This window comes from Streptosporangium sp. NPDC000095, from assembly GCF_042899335.1.
In the GTDB taxonomy this organism is placed as follows: domain Bacteria; phylum Actinomycetota; class Actinomycetes; order Streptosporangiales; family Streptosporangiaceae; genus Streptosporangium.
Window position 1 is genome coordinate 422,928 of sequence record NZ_JBIAZS010000002.1, and the last position, 20,987, is coordinate 443,914.

18 protein-coding genes are annotated in these 20,987 nt (G+C 70.0%); 8 read left to right on the top strand and 10 right to left on the bottom strand.

What is annotated here, in order from left to right:
• Window positions 1-215 precede the first annotated feature (215 nt).
• The 5 genes from ACFY3V_RS07350 to iscB form a co-directional block, all read right to left on the bottom strand.
• On the bottom strand, window positions 216-497 hold the full coding sequence (locus ACFY3V_RS07350) for a metal-sensitive transcriptional regulator (RefSeq protein ID WP_350942464.1): 282 nt from the start codon (window positions 495-497) through the stop codon (window positions 216-218).
• 79 nt (window positions 498-576) lie between these two features.
• On the bottom strand, window positions 577-1,245 hold the full coding sequence (locus ACFY3V_RS07355) for an isochorismatase family protein (RefSeq protein ID WP_389770899.1): 669 nt from the start codon (window positions 1,243-1,245) through the stop codon (window positions 577-579).
• Window positions 1,246-1,432: 187 nt separating this feature from the next.
• The gene (gene dhbC, locus ACFY3V_RS07360; protein ID WP_389770902.1) at window positions 1,433-2,614 is read right to left on the bottom strand and encodes an isochorismate synthase DhbC; all 1,182 of its coding nucleotides are present in this window, start codon (window positions 2,612-2,614) and stop codon (window positions 1,433-1,435) included.
• Window positions 2,615-2,665: 51 nt separating this feature from the next.
• Complete coding sequence (locus tag ACFY3V_RS07365) at window positions 2,666-3,430, bottom strand: 2,3-dihydro-2,3-dihydroxybenzoate dehydrogenase (RefSeq protein WP_389770905.1); 765 nt, start codon at window positions 3,428-3,430, stop codon at window positions 2,666-2,668.
• Between the two features lie 35 nt (window positions 3,431-3,465).
• Window positions 3,466-4,869: an RNA-guided endonuclease IscB gene (gene iscB / locus ACFY3V_RS07370; RefSeq protein ID WP_389770908.1), complete on the bottom strand. Its 1,404-nt coding sequence runs from the start codon at window positions 4,867-4,869 to the stop codon at window positions 3,466-3,468.
• 730 nt (window positions 4,870-5,599) lie between these two features.
• On the opposite strand from iscB, the gene ACFY3V_RS07375 reads away from it, so the two are divergent.
• The gene (locus tag ACFY3V_RS07375) at window positions 5,600-6,469 is read left to right on the top strand and encodes a hypothetical protein (protein WP_362903803.1); all 870 of its coding nucleotides are present in this window, start codon (window positions 5,600-5,602) and stop codon (window positions 6,467-6,469) included.
• Window positions 6,470-8,131: 1,662 nt separating this feature from the next.
• Complete coding sequence (locus tag ACFY3V_RS07380; RefSeq protein WP_362903805.1) at window positions 8,132-8,473, top strand: hypothetical protein; 342 nt, start codon at window positions 8,132-8,134, stop codon at window positions 8,471-8,473.
• 177 nt (window positions 8,474-8,650) lie between these two features.
• Here the strand turns inward: ACFY3V_RS07380 and ACFY3V_RS07385 are convergent, their stop codons facing one another.
• Complete coding sequence (locus tag ACFY3V_RS07385) at window positions 8,651-9,055, bottom strand: hypothetical protein (RefSeq protein WP_362903807.1); 405 nt, start codon at window positions 9,053-9,055, stop codon at window positions 8,651-8,653.
• Between the two features lie 319 nt (window positions 9,056-9,374).
• Between ACFY3V_RS07385 and ACFY3V_RS07390 the strand changes: the two genes are divergently transcribed.
• Window positions 9,375-10,259 carry a DUF4429 domain-containing protein gene (locus ACFY3V_RS07390; RefSeq protein ID WP_362903809.1) on the top strand — a complete coding sequence of 295 codons (885 nt, stop codon included), beginning with the start codon at window positions 9,375-9,377 and terminating at the stop codon, window positions 10,257-10,259.
• Between the two features lie 22 nt (window positions 10,260-10,281).
• Here the strand turns inward: ACFY3V_RS07390 and ACFY3V_RS07395 are convergent, their stop codons facing one another.
• Window positions 10,282-11,007, bottom strand: a complete 726-nt coding sequence (locus tag ACFY3V_RS07395; RefSeq protein WP_362903811.1) for an HNH endonuclease family protein — start codon at window positions 11,005-11,007, stop codon at window positions 10,282-10,284.
• Window positions 11,008-11,116: 109 nt separating this feature from the next.
• The gene (locus tag ACFY3V_RS07400) at window positions 11,117-11,785 is read right to left on the bottom strand and encodes a response regulator (RefSeq protein ID WP_362903813.1); all 669 of its coding nucleotides are present in this window, start codon (window positions 11,783-11,785) and stop codon (window positions 11,117-11,119) included.
• Between the two features lie 345 nt (window positions 11,786-12,130).
• Here ACFY3V_RS07400 and ACFY3V_RS07405 point away from each other — a divergent pair, with 345 nt between their 5' ends.
• Together ACFY3V_RS07405 and ACFY3V_RS07410 are read left to right on the top strand one after the other, a co-directional pair.
• Window positions 12,131-12,646, top strand: a complete 516-nt coding sequence (locus ACFY3V_RS07405) for a hypothetical protein (RefSeq protein WP_362903815.1) — start codon at window positions 12,131-12,133, stop codon at window positions 12,644-12,646.
• A 171-nt stretch (window positions 12,647-12,817) separates the two neighbouring features.
• Complete coding sequence (locus ACFY3V_RS07410) at window positions 12,818-14,041, top strand: MFS transporter (RefSeq protein WP_350942446.1); 1,224 nt, start codon at window positions 12,818-12,820, stop codon at window positions 14,039-14,041.
• Window positions 14,042-14,141: 100 nt separating this feature from the next.
• Here the strand turns inward: ACFY3V_RS07410 and ACFY3V_RS07415 are convergent, their stop codons facing one another.
• Complete coding sequence (locus tag ACFY3V_RS07415) at window positions 14,142-14,888, bottom strand: MBL fold metallo-hydrolase (RefSeq protein WP_389770916.1); 747 nt, start codon at window positions 14,886-14,888, stop codon at window positions 14,142-14,144.
• A 176-nt stretch (window positions 14,889-15,064) separates the two neighbouring features.
• On the opposite strand from ACFY3V_RS07415, the gene rho reads away from it, so the two are divergent.
• The 3 genes from rho (at window position 15,065) to ACFY3V_RS07430 (ending at window position 19,125) form a co-directional block, all read left to right on the top strand.
• Window positions 15,065-16,288 (top strand): transcription termination factor Rho, encoded by a 1,224-nt coding sequence (rho, locus tag ACFY3V_RS07420; RefSeq protein WP_362903821.1) that lies wholly within the window; start codon window positions 15,065-15,067, stop codon window positions 16,286-16,288.
• 63 nt (window positions 16,289-16,351) lie between these two features.
• Window positions 16,352-17,182: a putative RNA methyltransferase gene (locus ACFY3V_RS07425; RefSeq protein WP_362903823.1), complete on the top strand. Its 831-nt coding sequence runs from the start codon at window positions 16,352-16,354 to the stop codon at window positions 17,180-17,182.
• 176 nt (window positions 17,183-17,358) lie between these two features.
• Window positions 17,359-19,125: a prolyl oligopeptidase family serine peptidase gene (locus ACFY3V_RS07430; RefSeq protein WP_362903825.1), complete on the top strand. Its 1,767-nt coding sequence runs from the start codon at window positions 17,359-17,361 to the stop codon at window positions 19,123-19,125.
• Window positions 19,126-19,345: 220 nt separating this feature from the next.
• Here the strand turns inward: ACFY3V_RS07430 and ACFY3V_RS07435 are convergent, their stop codons facing one another.
• On the bottom strand, window positions 19,346-20,884 hold the full coding sequence (locus ACFY3V_RS07435) for a PP2C family protein-serine/threonine phosphatase (RefSeq protein ID WP_362903827.1): 1,539 nt from the start codon (window positions 20,882-20,884) through the stop codon (window positions 19,346-19,348).
• Between the last annotated feature and the right edge of the window lie 103 nt (window positions 20,885-20,987).

Below are 20,987 nucleotides of genomic sequence, written 5' to 3' on the forward strand. Positions count from 1 at the left end.
CCCTGACGATCTGCGGGGGCGGGGGCGGAGCATCTCACCGAGACTCCGCGCTTGCCCGTCCCCGCCGGTCGTCCGGGGTCGGCGTTCGGTCGCGGCGGACAGCGTCACGGCCAGGAGGGATCGTCCGGCACGCGCGTCCGGCCTGTTCGGCCTTCCACCCACCGGCGCCGCCCATCACCACGCGCTCAGGAACGGCGCCGCCCATCACGACTCGCTCAGGAACGGACGAGGCGGGCGATCGCGTCGGACGCCTCCCTAACCTTCTCCTCAGCCTCGGCTCCGCCCTTGGCGGTGGCCTCGGCCACGCAGTGCGCCAGGTGCTCCTCCAGCAGGGACAGCGCGAAGGACTGCAGCGCCCGGTTGGCCGCCGACACCTGGGTGAGGATGTCGATGCAGTACTTGTCCTCCTCGACCATCCGCTGCAGGCCCCGCACCTGTCCCTCGATCCGACGTAGCCGCCGCACATGGTCCTGCTTGTTGGCGGTGTATCCGTACATCTCGCCCCCTCCGCTCGGCTTCCCCTGCGAAAGGATACCCCCCGCTAGTATTCAAGGCAGCCTCGCCGACCGCGGCCGCCTACATGCCGCCGACCATCTCTGCGGGCGGCGGCACCGGCTCCCACCCGCCCACCAGCCCACGGGTGGCGATCGTGACCGCGCAGCGTTGCGCGGCGTACGTGAGGGCCATGGCGTGATGTTCCGGAGAGAAGTCGGCGACGGCATCGGCGACGAGGAACGGCTGAAGGTCCTGCATGAAGGCGTCGCAGGCGGTCATGAGGCAGCCGATGTGCGCGTAGACACCGCAGACGATGATCTGGTCGCGTCCCATCGCGTCCATCCGGGTACGCAGGTCGGTCCGGTGGAAGGCGCTGTAGCGCCACTTGGTGAGCAGAATGTCGGACTCCGCGGGAAGGAGGCTCGCGACGATCTCGCTCTCGCGAGGACCGGGGATGCCCGCCCCCCAGAAGTCCTGGAGCAGGCCGCGCTCATGCCTGCTCTGGCCGCCGGGCTGCACCGAGTAGACGACGGGAACCCCCAGCTCCGCGCAGGCGTCGCGCAGGTGACCGATGTTGGCGATGAGCCCGGTCAGCGGGGAGGCGTCGGCGGCGAAGGGGGCGAGGAAGTAGTTCTGCATGTCGTGGACCAGCAGGATGGCGCGGCGCGGATCAGGGCGCCAGCTCACCCGGTTCTCGGGCAGGTCGTTCTCCCTCGGCAGCGGGTAGGAGGCGATCTGGGGAAGGGCCACGGGCACTGTCTCCTTTCCTCGGTTTTCGTGGGTTTCCTGCGGTTTTTCTGCGGTTTCTCTGCGGTGCCGGAACCTTCTCGCGGTGGCGGACCGCCTCCCGCGACGGTGAACCTCCTCCGTGACGGCGAGTCGCCTCCCCGTGGCGGATCATCGCCCGTGACGACGGATCGTTTCCCGTGCCGGCGGGTCAGCGGTCCTGGTCCAGGCCGACGGCGCGGAGCATGGTCTGGAACTTGGCGGTCGTCTCGGCGAGCTCGGTCTCCGGTACCGACCCCGCGACGATCCCCGCGCCCGCGAACAGCCTCAGGGTCTGGTCGGCGACCTCGGCGCAGCGGATGGTCACGACCCATTCGCCGTCGCCCGTCGCGTCACCCCACCCGACCAGGCCGGTGTACAGACCGCGGTCGAACGACTCGATCTCCTCGATCGCCTCACGCGCGGCGCTCGCGGGCGTGCCGCAGACGGCGGGGGTGGGGTGCAGCACGGTGGCCAGTTCCAGCGAGGTGACCGTCGGGTCGTCCAGCACGCCGGTGATCCGGGTCGACAGGTGCCACATGGAGGCAGTGGACAGCGGCGAGGGCCCGGCGGGGACGGACAACTTCCTGCAGTACGGGCGCAGTGCCTCCACGATGCTCTCGATCACCAGGGCGTGCTCGCGAAGGTCCTTGTCCGAGGCGAGCAGAGCGCGGGCCCGTTCGCGGTCGACGACGGGGTCGGGGTGGCGGGGCGCGGACCCCGCGAGCGGGTTCGTCGTGATCCGGCGGCCCGAGCGGGAGACGAGGAGTTCGGGACTGGCTCCCAGGAGGGTACGGGCCGTGTCGTCGCTCGACGGCAGGTCGACCGCGTAACCGTAGGCCTGCGGATCGCGCCGGACGAGGTTGCGCAGGATGCGGCCGACGTCGACGGGTGCGCCCATGGTGATGTCCAGGGTCCGGGCCAGCACGATTTTCTGGAGCTCTCCGGCGGTCAGCTTGACCAGCGCCTTCTCCACACCGCGCATGTAGTCGTCGGAATCGGAGACCGGACCGACCCCGGTGAACGTCCCCGTGACCTGCTCGGGGGCGGCGGAGAGGCCGGTCGGCGGACTCGTCCAGCAGACGGTGGCGGGTACCAGCAGGCGCGCGGGACGGTCGTCGCGGAAGGGAACCGCGCCCACCACCACGGGATTGGGGTGACCGGAATCCCGTGCGTCGCGCAGGGCCGAGGCGACGCGCCCCTGCAGGCTCGTCGTCCCGGAGTCGGGGACCTCCTGGACCACCCCCCTGGCGAGCAGGGTCCTGGTCGGCGAGGTGAAGAAGAAGGTACCGGGCTCGTAATCTCCCAGAAGGTCGGGCGTTCGAGACATGGTGCTGGTGTCGTTCGACGACATGGCTAAGAGGTCTCCTGTCGGGAGAAATCCAGGAACGGGGGGTGTGCCGTACTACGACCGGAGCGTGGCGCCCCCGTCGACGTACAGGTCCTGCATGGTGATGTGCCTGGCACGGTCGGAGGCCAGGAAGAGGACGGCGTCCGCGATGTCGGCGGGATCGGCCAGCCTGCCGAGGGGAATGCCCACCCGGAAACTGGCCGGCGAGCCGTCGATGACCGTCCTGGCGTCGTGGCCGCCGGCCCACAGGGCGCGCTGCATGGGAGTGTCGGTGGAGCCGGGCGACACCACGTTGCAGCGGATGCCGTACTGCGCCAACTCCAGGCCGAGGCACTTGGTGAACTGCGCGGCCGCGGCCTTGGAGGCGGCGTAGGCCGACATGTTGGTCCGGGGCACGCCCGCGGCGTTGGACCCCACGGTGACGATCGCCCCGGATCTGCGGGGGATCATCCGGCGGGCGACCGCGCGGGACAGGTGGAAGACTCCGCCGGTGTTGACGGCGAACGTGCGAGCCCAGTCGTCGTCGCTGATGGCGACGGCGGGTCCCGAGCAGAGCACCCCTGCGACGTTGACGAGCAGCCCGATCGGGCCGAGATCGGCCTCGACCCGCGCGACCACGTCGTCGACGGCGGCGCTGTCGGTGACCTGGCAGGGGTAGGCGACCGCGACGCCGAGGTCGGCGGCGACCCGCGCGACCCGCTCGGCGTTCACGTCGAGCGCGGCGACACGTGTGCCCGTCGCCGTCAGGGCTCGCGCCACGGCCTCGCCGATGCCCTGTGCCGCACCGGTGACCACGGCCACCGCGCCTTCCATCACCATGCCTTCACCGGAACCTCCCCAGGATGTTCCGGCCTTCAGGCTGGGGAGGAGTCGGGGGCGGGAGGGCCGCCGAGGCCCGAGCGTGTCCTGATCGGTCGGTCATTGAGATCGGCTTCTTTCTGTGTCGTGTAGCCGTAGCCGTCCGCGCGTTGAAGATGGCGGACATGGCGGTGGTTGATCCCGGTGATGCGGCCGTGCCGGGTGGTGATGGCGAACGAGCCGGAAGAGCGGACCAGGACTCGCCCGGTGTGGACTCCGGCCTTCTTGCCCGCCGGAACGGCCGCGCGGACCAGGTCGCCGGTTTGGAAGCCGTGGTGGCGTTTGATCCGTGGCCGCACCAGGCGGGGGAAGCCGTAGCGGTCGGGGGTGGTGCGGGCGTAGGTGCCGCGCCCGGTCGCCGCGACCAGCAGGATCGTGGACGGCCAGGCGGTCACGGTCTCCAGGTGGCCGACGTGCAGGGCGTCCAACGTGTGCGACTTGGCGGCGCCGGTACGCGACCGGTTCCACCTGGTGCGCCCGCCCGAGGCCGTCGCGACCGGCAGGCCGGTCGCCTGCAGTGCCCGCCACAGCGCCCAGCGGGTGGCGTTGACGGCGGCGGCGGCGCGCAGCGGCGCTTTCGCCTGCTTGAGGATCTTCGCCAGGAGTGCGGGTTTGGCCTGGAGGAACTCTTCGATCGGGGTGGCGTTCTTGGCCTGGTTACACGGGATGCAGGCCAGGGTGAGGTTGCTGACGCGGTCGGAGCCACCCCGGCTGCGGGGATGGATGTGGTCGAGGTTCAGCGGCACGCCGCTCGCGCCGCAGTAGGCGCAGGCGCGCCCCCACTTGGCGAGCAGGTATTCGCGGACCTCGTACCCGGCGAGGGTGCCCCGCTGGTATTCGGCTCCTTCGAGCGGCTTGCCCGCGACGAGGGTGTGGGTGTCGAAGGAGACCTCCTCCACGTGGACGGCGGTGATGGGCGCCCATCGGGCCAGCCGCGCCACCTGCGACATCGTCGTGTCCACGCGGTGTCGCAGCGACGGCGCCAGCCACCCTTGAGGTTTCGTGCGGTTGTTGAAGCGGGGGACGCGGTAGCGCAGGTTCCGCGACCTGCGGCCACGGCGCAACGCGGCCCGCGCGCTGAGCCTGTCGCGGATCCGCCCGCCCCGATGGTCGAGCTGAATGCCGAACAGGCCGGTGCGGCTCCCGTCACGGTCGGCGAACACACTGATGCCGGTGTGCTGGGAGCCGGGGTCGATACCGACGTGCACGCCTTTTACGGTGGAGTCGGCCACCAGCCGGTCTTTGAGGCGGATAACGAACGGGGTGCGGCGCACCACCACCGCCCGCCCGGCCGCCAGCAGGCGGCGGGCACGGGCGGGATGGCACGGGTCGAGCGGGTGGCCGTGGACGTCGAGGACGAACACGGCCGGGTGAACCTCACGGTTGGCTCCCTCGGACACCTCGGTGCCCTGGGGGTGACGCCGAACGGCCGGTGCGTGCCGTACGGTCTCCCCTCGCCCATGTCCACCGCCAGGTGCGGCGAAGCCGCGTCCGTGAGCCGTTTCGTCCCGCCCCGGGTTGTCTGCTCCCACGGATTCCAGAGCAGCCCGCTGAGGAAGCACGGGCTGGTGGGTCTGCTGTCTTGCGGTGAACGTAGCCATCGAGGATGCACCTCCTGTTCGTGATGGCTGGGGCTGGTCAATACGGGCTCAAGGCACCAGGCGGCACCTCAAGCCCCCTCCTTCAGGCATTCAGGAGGGGGTCGTCGACCGTCTCTCGCCGTGTCTCGCCGTGTCTCGTCGTTCGCTCGCGCTCCCGTCGCCCTCGCCACGGTCCGCCTGTGTCGGTAGGCAGGCTAGCTCCATCACTTTAGGTCGCGCAGCAAAAACTTATAGTTACTTTTCACAGATCAGGAGGACATCCCGGAGGTTAGTGGGACCACTCCGGACTGCGGGACACTGCGAGCAAGGGAACCTCGGGCGGGCGATTCGTTCCCCGATGACGGTTTTCCGAGGAGAGCCGGTCTCCACTGCTCCCGCCCAGGTGAAGGGCGGATTCGACGCGTTTACAGATAGTCAACGTCGCGTCAATCGCCATGACCTACCATCATCCTTCGTGACAAGTCAGGATATTTCAGAGCGACAGGCATATATCCCCCCTGCGCCTCCCGCCGAAACCTCCGCAGAGCCCGTGGAACCCACGGAGGAGGAGGGCAGCGGCGTGCTGGCGATGATCGAGCGCATCGGCTCGATCATCGTCCCGATCGGCGTCGCGTTCTACGCCGTCCTCTACCTCGGCGTCGAGCAGATGTACGGCGTGTTCGGCATCAGCCCCCAGCAGGCGGGAATCGACCAGTCCGTCCTGCTCGGCCGGTTGATGGGGACGCTGATCCTGCTTCTGCTCTTCATCGCGCCGCTCCTCGGCCTCGTCGTCGGGGTGGGCTGGATCGCCGACAAGATGACCCTCGGCGCGGTCGGAAAAGTCATGACGGCCGTACGGAGCCGCCCCTGGGTGGCCGCCCTGATCGCCGCGCTGTGGTGTGGCGCGACCTACTGGGGTCTGCTGAACCTCGTGGGCGACCTCGACATCGCCGTCATGGTCGTCGTCGCGGTGGGGCTGGGCGTGCTGACGTTCCTGGTGCCGTTCCGGCTGCTGCGCCGCAAGCCCGTCGGCCGCGCCGGCCTGAAGGTGCTCACCGGCGCCCTCACGGGCATCGGCCTGGGATTCCTGCTGATCCTGCAGATGACCATGGGCGCGATCGAGATGCAGGAGACGGGACGGGCCAACGACCTCCTCCCCTACGTCGGCTTCCAGGACCAGTGGGCCGTCATCAAGAACGCCGACGACAACAAGCCCCTCTACGACGGCCGGTGGATGATGCTGCTCGGCGAGAGCCAGGGCACCTATGTCTTCTACGACTGCGACAAGCTGGAGACCTTCCGGCGCCCGATCGACGGCACGCTCCTCGGCAACGTCCAGCTGCAGCCGGACCGCGAGCCGGGCTACAAGTGCGGCACGCTCGCCGAGCAGGGAGAGGCACAGGCGAGCGAAGGCCAGTAGACACGACCGAGAGGGCGTCCACCGGGTTCACCCACGACACCTGTCGGCGGCGGGATCCGGCGCTCTCGGTCCCGCCGCCAGGGACGACACGACGCACGTCACTGATTTTGGCCCGAATAATCATCTCAAAAATCATTACGGGCAACAAAAATGCCTAGACTCGGATACGCGAATCGAGAGAGCACCCTCTGCCGCGACCGTACGGCGGGGAATCCAGCAACCTGGACATATCCCCGCCATTGACGAATCCGTTTAAACCTTCTTAACGAGGGTCACGCTTTGCCATGTCGATCATCGGGTAACTCCTGCTTGCCGCCATCGTCGCGGTTCAAGCAATCCGATCTCCTGAAATCACAAAAGACATGGAATGCGATGACTTTTAGCGGTAGAAGACGGGCTCAAAACATTAATTCCAGCCAACACGCTCGAAACCGGTCCGTCGCGACAACAGCAATCGGCGCCATTCTGGCACTTTCCTGCCAGGCGCCGGCCGGCGCCGTGACCGACACCACGGGAGTCGTTCTCCTCAGCACGCGAGCCGCGGGTAGCGAGACCGTCCCGGTCGGGAGGACGATCGGCGCGCCCGGGGGCGCGAGCTTCTCCCTGATCGGAACCCTCGGGCGGGAAGACTGCAAGTGCCGTGGACAGCACTGCGTGTGTGACCGCGATCGTCCCGGCAAGAATCGGGGCAGCGGAAAGGGCAGGAGCGGCCGGGACCGCGGAAAGAAATCGTCGAGTCTCGAACTGCCGTCGGAATCGGCGATCCCGGCGAATCCCGCTAAAGAAAATCCCGCCAAAACGGATCTTCCAGATGTTCCACTCGATCCGCTCGGCCTACCCGGCCCGGCCAAACCGGCGGGGCCCGCGAAACCAGCGGAACCTGCCAAATCAGCGGGACCCGCGAAACCGGCAGGACCCGCGAAACCGGCAGGACCCGCGAAACCAGCGGGGCCCGCGAAACCAGCGGAACCTGCCAAATCAGCGGGACCCGCGAAACCGGCAGGACCCGCGAAACCAGCGGGATCCACGGACACGGCAGGCCTGGCGAATCCGGCAGGGCCCGCAATTCTGGTGGGCCCCGCAGGACCGGCAGGCCCGGCAGGCCCCAAGGGAGTTCCCGGCCCCGCAGGACCGACAGGAGCGACGGGTCCGAAGGGCGACACCGGTGCCCCCGGCCTTCCTGGGGCACCGGGCCCGGCGGGCGCGATGGGACCCGCGGGCGCGACGGGTGCCACCGGTCCTGTGGGACCGATGGGACCCGCGGGACCGATCGGCCCCCAGGGTCCGGACGGGCTCACCGGCCCGATCGGCCCGGAAGGACCCAAGGGTCCGGCAGGTCCCCAGGGACTCGCGGGACCGGTAGGGCCGATCGGCCCGGAAGGGCCGGTGGGGCCGATCGGCCCTGAAGGACCCGCGGGGCCGATCGGCCCGGAAGGACCGGTCGGCCTCGTCGGGCCGATGGGCCCGGAAGGTCCGGTCGGCGCCCCCGGGCCCGCGGGTGCGGACGGCGCTTCGGGACCCGCCGGCCCTGCCGGCGAACCTGGCGCCACCGGACCGGTGGGACCGACCGGCGCCACCGGAGCCGCGGGCGAGCCCGGAGCACCTGGACCCGAGGGACCCGCGGGACCGATCGGCCCCGCGGCGCCGACCTCCGCCGTCTCGGTGTCGTACCTGCTTTTCGAACCGATCACCGCGTCGGTCAGGAACGACGGGACGGCACAACTCCGCGATCCGCGCACGACTCCGCTCTGGCACGATCTTTCGAAGATCCCCGGTCATCCCACCGACGTGGTGGACGTCGCGACGACGATCCTCCATGACGGCGCCCTTCCGTACCTTCACCTCACGGTCCAGAGTTCGTCCGGTCAGGTCGCCCGGACGAAGTGTCTTCTCGGGCGGCCGGTTCCCCGGACGGGAGGCTTCTTCGCTCCGGGAACACCTCATGGACCTCCCGCCTACCCCGCGAACTGCGCCAAGTTCACCGACGAGACACCGCCGCTCTGAACCTCGCCGAGTTCCGAGCCTGACAAATGAAAAAATGTCATCAAAAGAGAATGCCGTACCCGGCACCGGCCGGGCGCGGCATTCTCCATGTCGAATCCCTCGCACGATGTCGAATCCCTCGAACGCGCACGGCCTCCCGCGCCCCACGATCACCCGGCCCTCGGGCCGTGCGGCGCGTCAGTTGCGGGCGAGGACCAGACGCGAGGGGTCTTCTCCCGGCAGCGGGACGCGGAGGCGACGCCTGGCGGCGACCATCCGGCACCCGGCGACGCACGCGTTCGTGCCCAGCGCGACGATCGTGAACAGGCCGAGGCGGAGCAGGTCCTGCCTGCCGAAGCTGAGCTCCCCGGCACCGTTGACCAGGAATCCGGTGCCGAAGAACCACGCCATGACGGCCGTCGCCAGCGCGACCCCGGCCCGGACCCCGCGGGCGGCGTAGGCGCACACGGCGATCGTCATGATCAGTACGCGGCCGGCGGTCTCCGCCGAAGCGAGGAGCAGCGAGGCGGTCGCGGCCGTGGCGACGACGGTGACGAACCCCCCGGCGAGCGAGAACCCCACCGGTTCGATCCCGGACTTCACACCTACCCCCTTCACATAACGGACATTTGTTGCTGAACAGGCATTTACCGAGGGGTGGACTCCGCCCCTCCATGAAATCCCGGGAAATGCCAGAACGCCAATGTCAGTATCTTTTCTTCACCCTTTCCCGACGTTCCTTTACGCCGTTCTCGGCCCCGGCGGGCGCCCGCCGGAAGCCTCTTCGCGGCGACAAGGCGCACCCGGGTGGAGAGTCCGAAGACGACCGGAGCTTTCGTGCCGGGACGACGGAGAACCGGTCCGGGATGACTCAACCCACTCGATCGCGAGCCCCCCGTGACCTTTGCCATACGATCGCCGTATGGCGGAGGTCATGGTGCGCGACGGAACCTGGACGTTCGACGGCGAGATCCTGCGGATCGTGCCCGGCCACGACCGGAGTGTGAAGAAACTGCGACAGCTGCTGGGAGAGGTGCGGGTGCCGCTGGAGGCGGTGGCCGGCATCGCGTACGAACCCGGCAAGAAGGGCGGCAGACTGCGACTGCGCCTGCGGGAGGGCGCCGACCCGTTCAGTCAGGCGACGCGCGGGCGGATCGCCGACAACGCCGACCCCTACCAGCTGGTCGTCGACACCAACCGCACCGGCGCCGCCGAGTATTTCGTCACCGAGGTACGCAACGCACTGGTGATCGAGCAGGTACCGGACGGTCCCTCGGAGCGCTACCTCATGCCCGGCCCCGAACTCCCCGTGGTGGTCCCGGCCGGCGACGGCACGGCCACGTTCGACGGCGAGTCGATCCGTCTCGAATGGAACTGGGCCGCGGAGGGGGTCAAGAAGTCGACGGGTTCCCAGCGGTTCGCGCTGAAGGACCTGAACGGCGTGGAGTGGTTCCCGGCCACGGGCATGGAGAACGGCTGCCTGCGTTTCCATGTGAAGGGCACGGCATCCCACAATTTCGCTCCCAAGCATGACCCGAACTGCCTGGTCCTGTGGGGATTCGACAAGGAGATCCGCACCACGGCCCTGCTCGTCGCCGCCGTTCTCGCCAGGCTGCCGCACCCCTCGGGCGCCCACCCGCCTCCCGCCGAACCCCTCTCGATCGAGGCCGCCACGGCACCCGCCGCCGACGACGACCCGGACTCGCTCCTGCGCCGCCTGCGCGAGCTCGGCGACCTGCACAGGGACGGCATCCTCACCGACGAGGAGTTCACCACCGCCAAGCAGGCCCTGATCCGCCGCTTCTGACCTCGGGGCGGTCGAGCGGAGGTCACCTGCACCGGGCGAGCATGACCTTCTTGTCCGCGCGGGTGACCGGCAGGTCGTATTTCACGGCGACCTGGGCGAAACGGACGACGTAGGCGCAGCGGACCCCGCGTACGGGAGGGAGCCAGGACGCCGGTCCCGAGCCGCCCTTCGCCTCGTTGGCGGCGCCGTACACCGGGATGAGGTTGAGCGGGTCGTTGGCGATGCGCTTGCGCTTGGACATCGGCCAGCGGGAGGCTCCCATCCGCCACCCGTAGGAGAGCGGGACCACGTGGTCGACCTGGATCTCGTCGGAGCGCTTCTTGGTCCAGCGGACGATCCGGCCGGTGTAGGGGTCGCGCAGCTTCATGGAGACGACCACGCAGTCGGACCCTCGGCGGTAGCGCACGTCCTCGCCGTCGCGGGCCAGCAGGTCGTCGCGGGTACGGCAGCCGTTGCGCGCGTACGGCACTCCTTTGGCGGTGTCGGCCCAGTTCTCGCCGAACCTGGCCCTGCTGTAGCCGGCCTTGGAGCCCATCGGCCTGACCTTGAGTCTGCCGATCAGCCTGACGGCGGCTCCCCGATCCCCGGCCGATCTGACGGGCGCCAGGCCGGGACGCACGCCGTCCGGATTGTCCAGTGGCGCGACCCGGGCGGGCGCGGCCCTCGCACGCGTGTCCTCGCCCTGCGTCGACAGTGAGAAGAGCACCGCGGCGCCGAGCATCACGGTGACCACCCCCCGCGTGCTCAACCATGCCTCCAGAAAGGGTCTACGGACTCACGCCTGACCGATTCCCGGTCATCTCATGGTTGACACGGGGGTGTCCGCTGGTTGAGACCGGCTCCGGCGAAGGGGCAGGTCAGGGCTGGAAGCGGTAACCCATGCCCGGTTCGGTGAGCAGGTGGACCGGGTGGGCGGGGTCGCGCTCCAGTTTCTTGCGCATCTGGGCCATGTACTGGCGAAGGTAGTGGGTCTCCTTGCCGTAGGCGGCGCCCCAGACGTCGTTCAGCAGACGGCGCTGGGTGATCAGCTTGCCGGGGTTACGGGCCAGGATCTCCAGCAGGCGCCACTCGGTGGGGGTCAGCCGTACGCCGCCGGAGACGGTCTTGCCCGCCAGGTCCACCTCGTGCTCGCCGATCACGAACCGGGCCGGTTCCTCCTCGGTGGCGAAGACCCGGCGCGCCACCGCGCGGATCCTGGCGAGCAGTTCGTCGACGCCGAACGGCTTGATGACGTAGTCGTCCGCGCCCGCGTCCAGGGCCTCCACCTTGTCGCGGCTCTCGGCCCTGCCGGACAGCACGATGATCGGGACATTCGTCCAGCCGCGCAGCCCGTGGATGACGTCCACCCCGTCCATGTCGGGCAGGCCGAGATCGAGCACGACCAGGTCGGGGTGCCAGTCGGCGGCCTGGCGCAGGGCGGCGGCGCCGTCGTCGGCCACGGCCACCTCGTACCGGCGCGCGGCCAGGTTGATGCGCAGCGCCCGCAGGAGCTGGGGCTCGTCGTCGACGACGAGGATGCGCGTCACGGGGTCCTCCTCGGTCGAGACCAGGCTACGGTGGCGGCTCCCTGGCCGATCAGGTGCCCCGGTGAACGGAACCGCTACGTGCCGCTGGGCCGGGGAGCGGTCGAGCACCGTGAAGTCCGGCCAGGAGCGGCCCGGTGGGTACGCGGCGAAAAGCCGCTTCCTGCGCTATTAGTGGTGATATCGAGGCAAATGTCGATATCGGCGGCACCTTCAGGAAGCCTGTCCGTCATATTCTCCGACACCCATCGGGATCCGATGAATAATCCCGCTCGTCGAGGGCAGCAAGGGCTACCACAACAGCCTAAGTCTGAGGTGAGGTCACACATGATAGCGCTGGGACTTCTCTTGATCGTAGTCGCGGGTGCGGCCGTGATCGCGGTCTCCTGGGACGAGACCACGACATCGACCGCCACCGCTTCGTTCACGGTCTTCGACCGCCTGTTCCAGCTGTCCCAGCTGGAGCTCTTCTTCGCGGGTGTCGCCACGGGAGCGGTTTTCCTGCTCGGCCTGGGGATGCTGTTCGCGGGTATGCGACGCTCGGCCGCGCACCGCCGCAGGCTCCGTGCCTCGCGGATCGAGGCGCGTGACCGGGTCACCCGCCTGGAGGAGGAGAAGCGGGAGCTGGAGCGCAAGCTCGAAGAGGCTCCCAAGACTCCGGCGACCGCTGGGACCCCTGGGACCCCCGGGACTCCCGCCTCCGCCGCTCCCGCGACCGCCACGACCCCCGTGGTCGACCGCGACCGCGACGGCGTCGACGACCGTGTCGAGGACACCGCACCCCACCCCCGGGTCGACGTGCCCCGTCAGGCCTCCACCGACCAGCTCGTGGCCGGTCGTCACGGGCGCTCGGACCACCGCTAGCGCCACGCCCTCCTCAGCCGGTGCGACCCCCGGGGGTCGCACCGGCTGAGGCATGCCCGGACCCCCTTCGCCGCCCTCCGGAGCGCGGGGCGACCGGTCGGGTGAGGCGGATCCCGGCTCTTCACGACCCCGCCCGTATTGATAAAACCCCCAAAAAGTAATATTCGCCCCATGACACCACGGTCTAGGGCGATTTTCTTCTGGGCCACCGGTGTACTCGCCTACATCGTCGCCGTCTTCCACCGGCAGTCGCTGGGTGTGGCGGGCATCGAGGCGGCGGCGAGGCTCGACGTCGGCGCGGCGGGACTCTCGATCCTGGCCATGTGCCAGTTGCTGGTCTACGCGGGCATGCAGGTGCCCGTGGGAGTGCTCGTCGATCGGCTCGGTTCCAAGCGGATGCTGATCGTGGGGGCCCTGGTGATGGCCGGCGGCGAGCTCGTCTTCGCTCTCGCGGAAGGACTGCTACCGGGGATCGCCGGGCGGACGCTGATCGGGTGCGGGGACGCGATGACGTTCATCAGCGTGATCAGGCTGGTCCGCCTCTCCTTCCCCGCCCACCGCAACCCGCTGATGGTCCAGCTCACCGGCCTGCTCGGCCAGCTGGGCGCGATCGCCTCCGCGGTGCCCCTCATCCACTCCCTGCACACCTACGGCTGGACGCCGACCTTCCTGATCGCCGCCGTCGTGGGCGTGGTCTCGGCGTTCCTGCTGATCACGGTCCTGCGTGACACCCTCCCCCAGGTCGTGGGGGAGCCACCGAGCCTGAAGGCGGCCTGGGCGGAACCGGGCACCCGGCTGGGCATGTGGACCCATGCGGCCACCCAGTGCTCGGCCGCGGCCTTCCTGCTGCTGTGGGGATATCCGTTCCTGGTCCAGGGGCAGGGGCTCACCCCCTCGACGGCGGGGGTGCTGCTCACCACGCTGACCCTGTGCGGCATGGTGTGCGGGCCGCTGCTCGGCTATCTCGCCGGACGGTTCCCCTTCCACCGCTCCCGGATGGTGTTCGTCGTGATCGGCACCACCGCGGGGACGTGGACCGTCGTACTGCTCTGGCCGGGACGGGCACCACTCTGGCTGTTGGTCGTGCTCATGGCGGTGCTGGCGGCCAACGGGCCGGGGTCGATGATCGGCTTCGACTACGCCAGGACCTTCAACCCGGCCACCCGGATCGGCGCGGCCACCGGCATCGTGAACGGCGGCGGTTTCGTCGCGTCCATACTGGTGATCGCCCTGATCGGGGTCACCCTCGACCTCAGGGGCGACAACGGCCTGGACGCCTTCCGCTGGGCCCTCGCCACGCAGTACCCGATCTGGGCACTGGGCGCCTTCCAGGTCATCCGCTACCGGCGCAAGGCACGCCGCAACCTGCTCGCGGCTCCCCGGACGAACCCCTGACCACCTGCCGGGTACGGCGAAGATCGCTCCTCTCGTGCTCGTCCTCCCCCGGCGCCTCCGGTGCGGACCGACCTTCCGAAGGGCCGGGGAAGGGCTGGGTTCAGGCGATCCTGGTGAAGGGCTCGGCGAAGTGGGCGGTGCCGATCATCCCGCCCGCCGCCCTGACCTTGTCGAGCAGCTCCACCCGCGTGAGGGTGGCGAGCTCGGGATCGGCGTCGTAGAGGTAGGGCACTCGCGGGTCCTCCAGTTGCACCGGATGCAGCACCACGTCGCCGGTCAGCACCAGATCGCCGACCTGGACGACCTGGTGGCCCGGGGTGTGCCCCGGCGTGAGCAGCACCCGGATGCCGGGCAGCACCTCCGCCCCGCCGACCACCGCCTGTACCCGATCGCCCAGCGGCCGCACGACGCGGTCGAGGACCTCCTCGCCCGCCGCGTCGATCTCGGCGCGCTGCAGAAGGTGCCGGGCGTTGGCGAAGACCGGCGCCCCCGCGACCACCGCGCCGCTCGCGTGGTCGCTGTGCAGGTGCGTGATGACCACGGCGTCCACCTCCTCGGAAGCCGTCCCCACCCGGGCCAGCTCCGCGCCCAGGGAGCCCGGCACCGGCGCCCAGCCCGCCGCGAGCGAGTCACGGGGGCCGATGCCGGTGTCGACCAGCACCGTACGGCCCGCCGCGTCGCGCAGCAGATAGCAGTGGAAGTGCAGGATCCACTCGTCCGACCCGCCGTGACAGCCGCCGGGGAACATCTGCGCCATCGGGCGCCGGATCGACTCGCCCATCGCCCCCACCGCGTCACACAGCGGGAACACCTCGACCCCGGCGACCGTTATAGACCGATGTAGCATCCGCTCTCCTGTTCGGGATGAGGCAACGGTGCTACCGTGATACCGGGCGTGACGCACCGCTGGCTAGGCCGCGTGCGATGATCCGCCCCCGTTTCTCGCTTTTCTCTCACCGCCCCTGTCTCAGGCGTGCGGTCCCCGTCTCATGCATCTCCCGTATCTCCCGTGAAAGGTCACTCATGACCACGGAACCCGTCTTCAAAGAACCCCGCGTCGAGAAGATCACCACCAGGAAGGTCCCGCGTCCCCGTGCGGGCGGCGCGGGGAAAACCCCCCGCGGAAACGGCACGACCGCGGGCGGCCGGTCCCCCGGGCGCGACGCTCCCGTCGAGACCGTGACCGGCCTGCTCGACATCCGCGACCGTACCGGGCACATCCGGACCCGCGGCTACCTGCCGTCACCGCACGACGTCCGCGTTCCCCCCTCCCAGATCTCCGAGTACGGCCTGCGCCCCGGCGACCACGTCGTGGCCACCGCACGTGCCCCGTACGAGAGGCTGGAGGGGGTGGAGAGCGTGAACGGCGCCGCCGCCCGGCGGCACAGGCCCGACTTCGCGGACATGACCCCGATCCACCCGCGTGACCGGCTCCGCCTGGAGACCGGATCGCTGACCGGCAGGGTCGTCGACCTGTTCGCCCCGGTCGGCAAGGGCCAGCGAGGGCTGATCGTCGCCCCGCCCAAGGCGGGCAAGACGATGGTCCTGCGGGACCTGGCCGCCGCGATCACCGCCAACCACCCGGACTGCCACCTCATCGTCGTGCTCGTCGGCGAACGCCCCGAGGAGGTCACCGAGATGCGCGAGTCCATCCAGGGCGAGGTCGCCGCGTCCACGTTCGACCGTCCCGACCGCGACCACACCGCCGTCGCCGAACTCGCCGTCGAGCGCGCCAAGCGCCTCGCGGAGGACGGGCACGACGTCGTCCTCCTCCTCGACTCCCTCACCCGGCTCGCCCGCGCGTACAACAACCTCGCCCCGGGCGGCGGGCGCACCCTCGCCGGAGGCATCGACGCCACGGCCCTGCTCCCCCCTCGCCGCTTCTTCGGCGCCGCACGCAACCTGCGCGACGGCGGTTCGCTCACCATCCTCGCGACCGCGCTGGTCGAGACCGGCTCACGGATGGACGACAGCCTCTTCGAGGAGTTCAAGGGCACCGGCAACATGGAACTGCGCCTCAGCCGCGCCCTCGCCGACAAGCGTCTCTATCCCGCCGTCGACCTCGACGCCTCGGGCACCCGTCGCGAGGAGATCCTCCTCGACCCCCGGGAGCGGCGGCTCACCTGGCGGCTGCGCCGCACGCTGGGCGGCCTGGAGAGGCAGCAGGCGCTGGAGCTTCTCACCGACAGGCTCAGCGAGACCCCGTCCAACGCCGCCTTTCTCCAGCAGATCCAGCAGACCACCTGAGCCGGTGCGACCTCCCGCTCACCATGACAATTCCCCCTCGGCGGGGCGCGAGATGATGGGGAGATGCTGGACGATGTCGTCGAACACCTCGCCTGCCCGGTCTGCCGCGGTTCCCTGGAGCTCGAAGAGCGGGTCCTGAGGTGCGCCCTGGGGCACGGCTTCGACGTGGCCAGGCAGGGATACGTCAGCCTGCTGACCGGGTCGCGGGTGCCGGGAACGGCCGACAGCGCGGCCATGGTGGCGGCCAGGGACGCGTTCCTCGGCGCCGGGCACTACGCCCCGCTGGCGGAGGCGGTGGCCGGCGCCTGCCGTACCGGCGCGAAGGTGGTGGCGGACGCCGGGGCCGGGACGGGTCACTATCTCGCGCGGGCGCTCGACGGACTGCCCGGGGCCGCGGGGGTGGCACTGGACGTCTCCAAGCACGCGATCAGGCGGGCGGCGCGGGCACATGCCCGGGTGGGGGCGGTGGTGGCCGATGTGTGGCGGCCACTGCCGTTGCGAGATGGCACGATAGATGTGCTTCTCAATGTGTTTGCCCCTAGAAATGGGGCAGAGTTCGCACGAGTGCTCAAGGGGGACGGTGAGCTCGTAGTGGTCACGCCTACCCCGCGGCACCTCGCGCCACTGGTGGAGCGGCTGGGGCTCCTTTCGGTGGACGATTCGAAGGAGCGGCGGGTGACGGAAAGCCTGAACGAGCACTTCGTCGAGACGGATCGAAGCCTTCTCGCGTTCGAGATGCGCCTGGGGCACGACGCGGTCGAGGCGGTCGTGGGAATGGGACCCAGCGCCTGGCATACGGATACGGAAGTTATGCGAGGCAGGATCGGAGGGCTTCCGGAAATGAGCCCCGTGGAGGCTTCTTTTCGTATGTCTACCTTTAAGCGTCGCCGGTGAGCAAGCCGTGTGCTTGACAGTCACCTTCGAGACACCTGTTACTGATGTGACTTTTAGTCCGAAATTCCCAGACATTCCCCAAGAAATTAGCCGGTGAAGACGACATACTGGACCGCAATTCAGCGAGCCCGCGCCCGGGCGCGAGAAGCTGACGCCTTGACGGAGGGAAGCGCCACATGAAGGCGGAGGAGCGCTGGCAGGCCAGGTTCCGCGCGCCGCGCGCGACGTTGCCCGTGTGGGCCGGCCAGGCTCCCAGCCGGTCCGTCTACCGCAGCAACGCCTCGGGGGCGTGGGAGGTCTACGCCTGGGACCGCGCGGGCGGCTCCACCCGCCAGGCGACCTCCCGGCCCAAGGGCACCTCGTACGGCGCGATCGATCCCACCGGGCAGTGGATCTGGTGGTTCGACGACACCGACGGCGACGAGTGGGGCCGGTGGATGCGCCAGCCCTTCTACGGCGGCCCTGACCAGCCGATCGACCTCGACCCCGGCTTCCCCGCCGGGCTCGGGCTCTCCGCGACGGGCGAGGCGGTCATCGGCATGGCCAGGCCCGGACAGGGCTTCACCATCCATCTCGTCCAGCCGGGCGAGCCCGCACGGACGATCTACGAGCACACCGAGGCGGCCGCCGTCGCCGCGGTCTCCCCGGACGGCTCGCTGATCGCGATCAGCCACAGCGAGCGCGGCGACGCCCGGCACCCCGGATTGCGCGTGCTCCGGCGCAACGGCGCGCTCGTCGGCGACCTGTACGACGGCCCCGGCAAGGGACTCATCGGCCTGCGCTTCGCCCCGGTGTCCGGAGACCGCCGCCTGCTCATCCTGCACGAGCGCAGGGGCCGCCGCGAGCCCCTCGTCTGGGACCCGCAGACCGGCGAGCAGCGGGAGATCTGGCTGCGCGACCCGGGCGAGATCACCGCCGACTGGTACGACGACGGCCGCTCGCTGCTCGTCGTGCGAGGCAACCGGGGCCGCACCTACCTGACCCGCTACGACCTTCCCGGCGGCGGTTTCTTCCCGATCGAGACCCAGCACGGCGTGATCGACGCCGCCGCGCCCCGCCCCGACGGCTCCGTCGAGTACTCCTGGTCCAGCGGCGCCCACCCGCCGTTGATCCGATCGACCAGCGGCCACGTGGTCATGAACCACGGCGGCCCCACCTCACCCCCGTCGGTCCCGGTCGAGGACGTGGACGTGGAAGGACCCGGCGGCCGCATCCACTCCCTGGTCTCGCGTCCCGAGCGCGGCTCCGGCCCCTTCCCCACGGTCTTCATGCTGCACGGCGGGCCCACCGCGCAGGACGACGACTCCTTCGTGCCCCAGGTGGCCGCCTGGGTGGATCACGGCTTCGCGGTCGTGCGGGTCAACTACCGGGGGTCCACCGGCTACGGTTCCGCCTGGCGCAACGCCCTCCACGGCGACGTCGGGCACATCGAGCTGGCCGACGTGGCCGCCGTCAGGGACGCCCTGGTCGACCGCGGCGTCTGCGATCCCGACCGGCTGGTGCTGTCCGGCGCCTCCTGGGGCGGCTACCTCACGCTGCTCGGCCTGGGCACCCAGCCCAAGATGTGGGCGGCGGGCATCGCCACGGTGCCGATCGCCGACCACATCGCCGCCTACGAGGAGGAGACGGAGGCGCTGCGCTCCTACCACCGCGCGCTGATCGGCGGCTCACCCGAGGAACAGCGCGAGCGGTACGTGCACAGCTCACCGATCACCTACGTCGACCAGGTCGAGGCGCCGCTCCTCATCCTCGCCGGGGAGAACGACCCGCGCTGCCCGATCAGGCAGATCGAGGCGTACGTGGCCCGGCTCGCCGAGCGCGACCACGAGCACAGGGTGTACCGCTACGACGCGGGCCACGGCTCCCTGGTCGTCTCCGAGCGCATCGCGCAGATGTCGGCACAGCTGGAGTTCGCCAGAAAACACGTGAAGACCAATATTTAGCGCACACTCCGCTGTCGGAGGGCGACGGTTTCACCTCATGAAGGGGTGACGGCCCTCCGTCAAAGGGGTGACGGTCTCCCGTGAGGTGACGACGGTCTCCCCGTGAAAAGGTGACGCCCTTCCCCCCGAGGTGGGGTGACGGTCTCCCGTGAGGTGACGACGGCCCTGCCTGGCCGGTGAGCGGGCCGATGGACGGGCTCCGACCGGTCGGCGGTCCCCGTCAGCGGGCCCGCAGGACCACGATCGCCATGTCGTCGGCGCTCGGTTCGGGGGCGAAGTCCTGGACCGCGCGGCGGATCCGCTCGGCGACCGCCCGTGCCGACAGCCCCACGCACTCGGCCAGCAGCTTGGCGAGCCCCGCGTCGTCGTCGAGCAGTCGCCCGTCCCTGCGGCGCTCGGTCACCCCGTCGGTCACCGCGAGAAGCACGTCACCGGGGTCGAGGTGGACGAGTTCCGCCTTGAAGGTCGCCTCGGGGAAGACCCCGAGCAGCGACTGGGAGGTCACCACGGCCTCCACGTCACCGTTGGGCCGCAGCCGCAGCGCCTCCGGGTGCCCCGCGGAGACCATCGCCACGTCCAGTCCGCTCGGCACGGGCGTGATCTCCCCGTGCAGCAGCGTCAGGAAGCGGGCACGATCCCCCTCGTCCAGGATCGCCTGGTTGAGGCGTTCGAGAACGGCCGCCACCCCGTACCCCTCCCGCGCGAGCAGGCGCAGGGTGTGGCGGGCCAGACCGGTCACCGCGGCGGCCTCGGGGCCGGTCCCGCAGACGTCGCCCACCGCGAACCGCCAGGCGCTGTCACCGGCCGCGAAAAGATCGTAGAAGTCGCCGCCGACCTCGTTGGTCTCCCCTGCGGGCTCGTAGACCACGGCGGGGTCGAGACCGGGGATCTCGCCCGGCTCGTCCGGAGGGAGCAGGCTGCGCTGCAGTGCCCGGTTCGCCGCCGCCTGGGTGGCGTACAGCAGGGCGTTGTCGAGGGCGAGCGCGGCGCGGCGGCCGATGTCCTCGGCGTACTGGAACACGTCCTCGGCGAACCGGTCGGGCCGCCCCAGGCACATCGCGCCCAGCGTGCGCCCGCGCGCCAGGAGGGGGATGACCAGCACCTGCGAGTCGGCGAGCTGCATGGACCCGCCGCCCTGCGGGATCTGGGCGTCGGCGAGCTCCTCCCTGAGCTCGTCGATGCGCCGCTCGTCGGTGTGCCAGAGGTAGGCTGGACGCTGCGGACCGCCGCCGTTGCTCCACGTATAGACGGCACACCAGGTGGCGAGCCGCGGCACCACGATCTGCGAGATGATCGCGGGCACCATGTCAGGGTCGAGAGTGCCTGCCAGCAGGTCGCTCGCATCGGCGAGAAAACCCATCCATATCGGCCCACGACTGGGCTCTTCGGTGGCCCACTCCGAGGACGGACGGCCGGAGGAGCCGGCCAGGCGGATCTTGGCCCAGTGCGTGCGTTGCTGGCCGGCGAAGGTGACACCCCATTCCTCCACCGGTACGGACGGTGCGCCGGGGCTCTCGTCGGGAGCCTGCCTCTGGCGCACCTCGATCCGCAGGCCATCACCCAGATGGCTCCAGACGATCTCGAAGGGAACGTCCGTGACCTGCGACGACAGGTCGGCGGCCAGCCGTTCGGCGACCGCCAGAACGGACGCGGCGGCCCAGGCGGTCATCACCTCGATGGTGAACCGCCTGGCGGCAGGGACGGCCGTGTCTCCTGGGGCGAAGGTCGCCGCCAGAACGGCGCGGGGAGCACTGGTCACTGTTCCGTGACTACCACACTTCCCGCTGACATGGGGTGAATCGAAGGTGGGACTACACATTGCGCACCGTGACAGACTGGGGTGACTCACGGCCGCGCCCCCG

Excerpts from the sequence above, each read along its gene's own strand:
- ACFY3V_RS07350 (WP_350942464.1), bottom strand. The coding sequence starts at position 497 with ATGTACGGATACACCGCCAACAAGCAGGACCATGTGCGGCGGCTACGT.
- dhbC (WP_389770902.1), bottom strand. The coding sequence starts at position 2,614 with ATGTCGTCGAACGACACCAGCACCATGTCTCGAACGCCCGACCTTCTG.
- ACFY3V_RS07365 (WP_389770905.1), bottom strand. The coding sequence starts at position 3,430 with ATGGTGATGGAAGGCGCGGTGGCCGTGGTCACCGGTGCGGCACAGGGC.
- ACFY3V_RS07390 (WP_362903809.1), top strand. The coding sequence starts at position 9,375 with ATGGCGGAGGTCATGGTGCGCGACGGAACCTGGACGTTCGACGGCGAG.
- ACFY3V_RS07410 (WP_350942446.1), top strand. The coding sequence starts at position 12,818 with ATGACACCACGGTCTAGGGCGATTTTCTTCTGGGCCACCGGTGTACTC.
- ACFY3V_RS07415 (WP_389770916.1), bottom strand. The coding sequence starts at position 14,888 with ATGCTACATCGGTCTATAACGGTCGCCGGGGTCGAGGTGTTCCCGCTG.
- rho (WP_362903821.1), top strand. The coding sequence starts at position 15,065 with ATGACCACGGAACCCGTCTTCAAAGAACCCCGCGTCGAGAAGATCACC.
- ACFY3V_RS07425 (WP_362903823.1), top strand. The coding sequence starts at position 16,352 with ATGCTGGACGATGTCGTCGAACACCTCGCCTGCCCGGTCTGCCGCGGT.
- ACFY3V_RS07430 (WP_362903825.1), top strand. The coding sequence starts at position 17,359 with ATGAAGGCGGAGGAGCGCTGGCAGGCCAGGTTCCGCGCGCCGCGCGCG.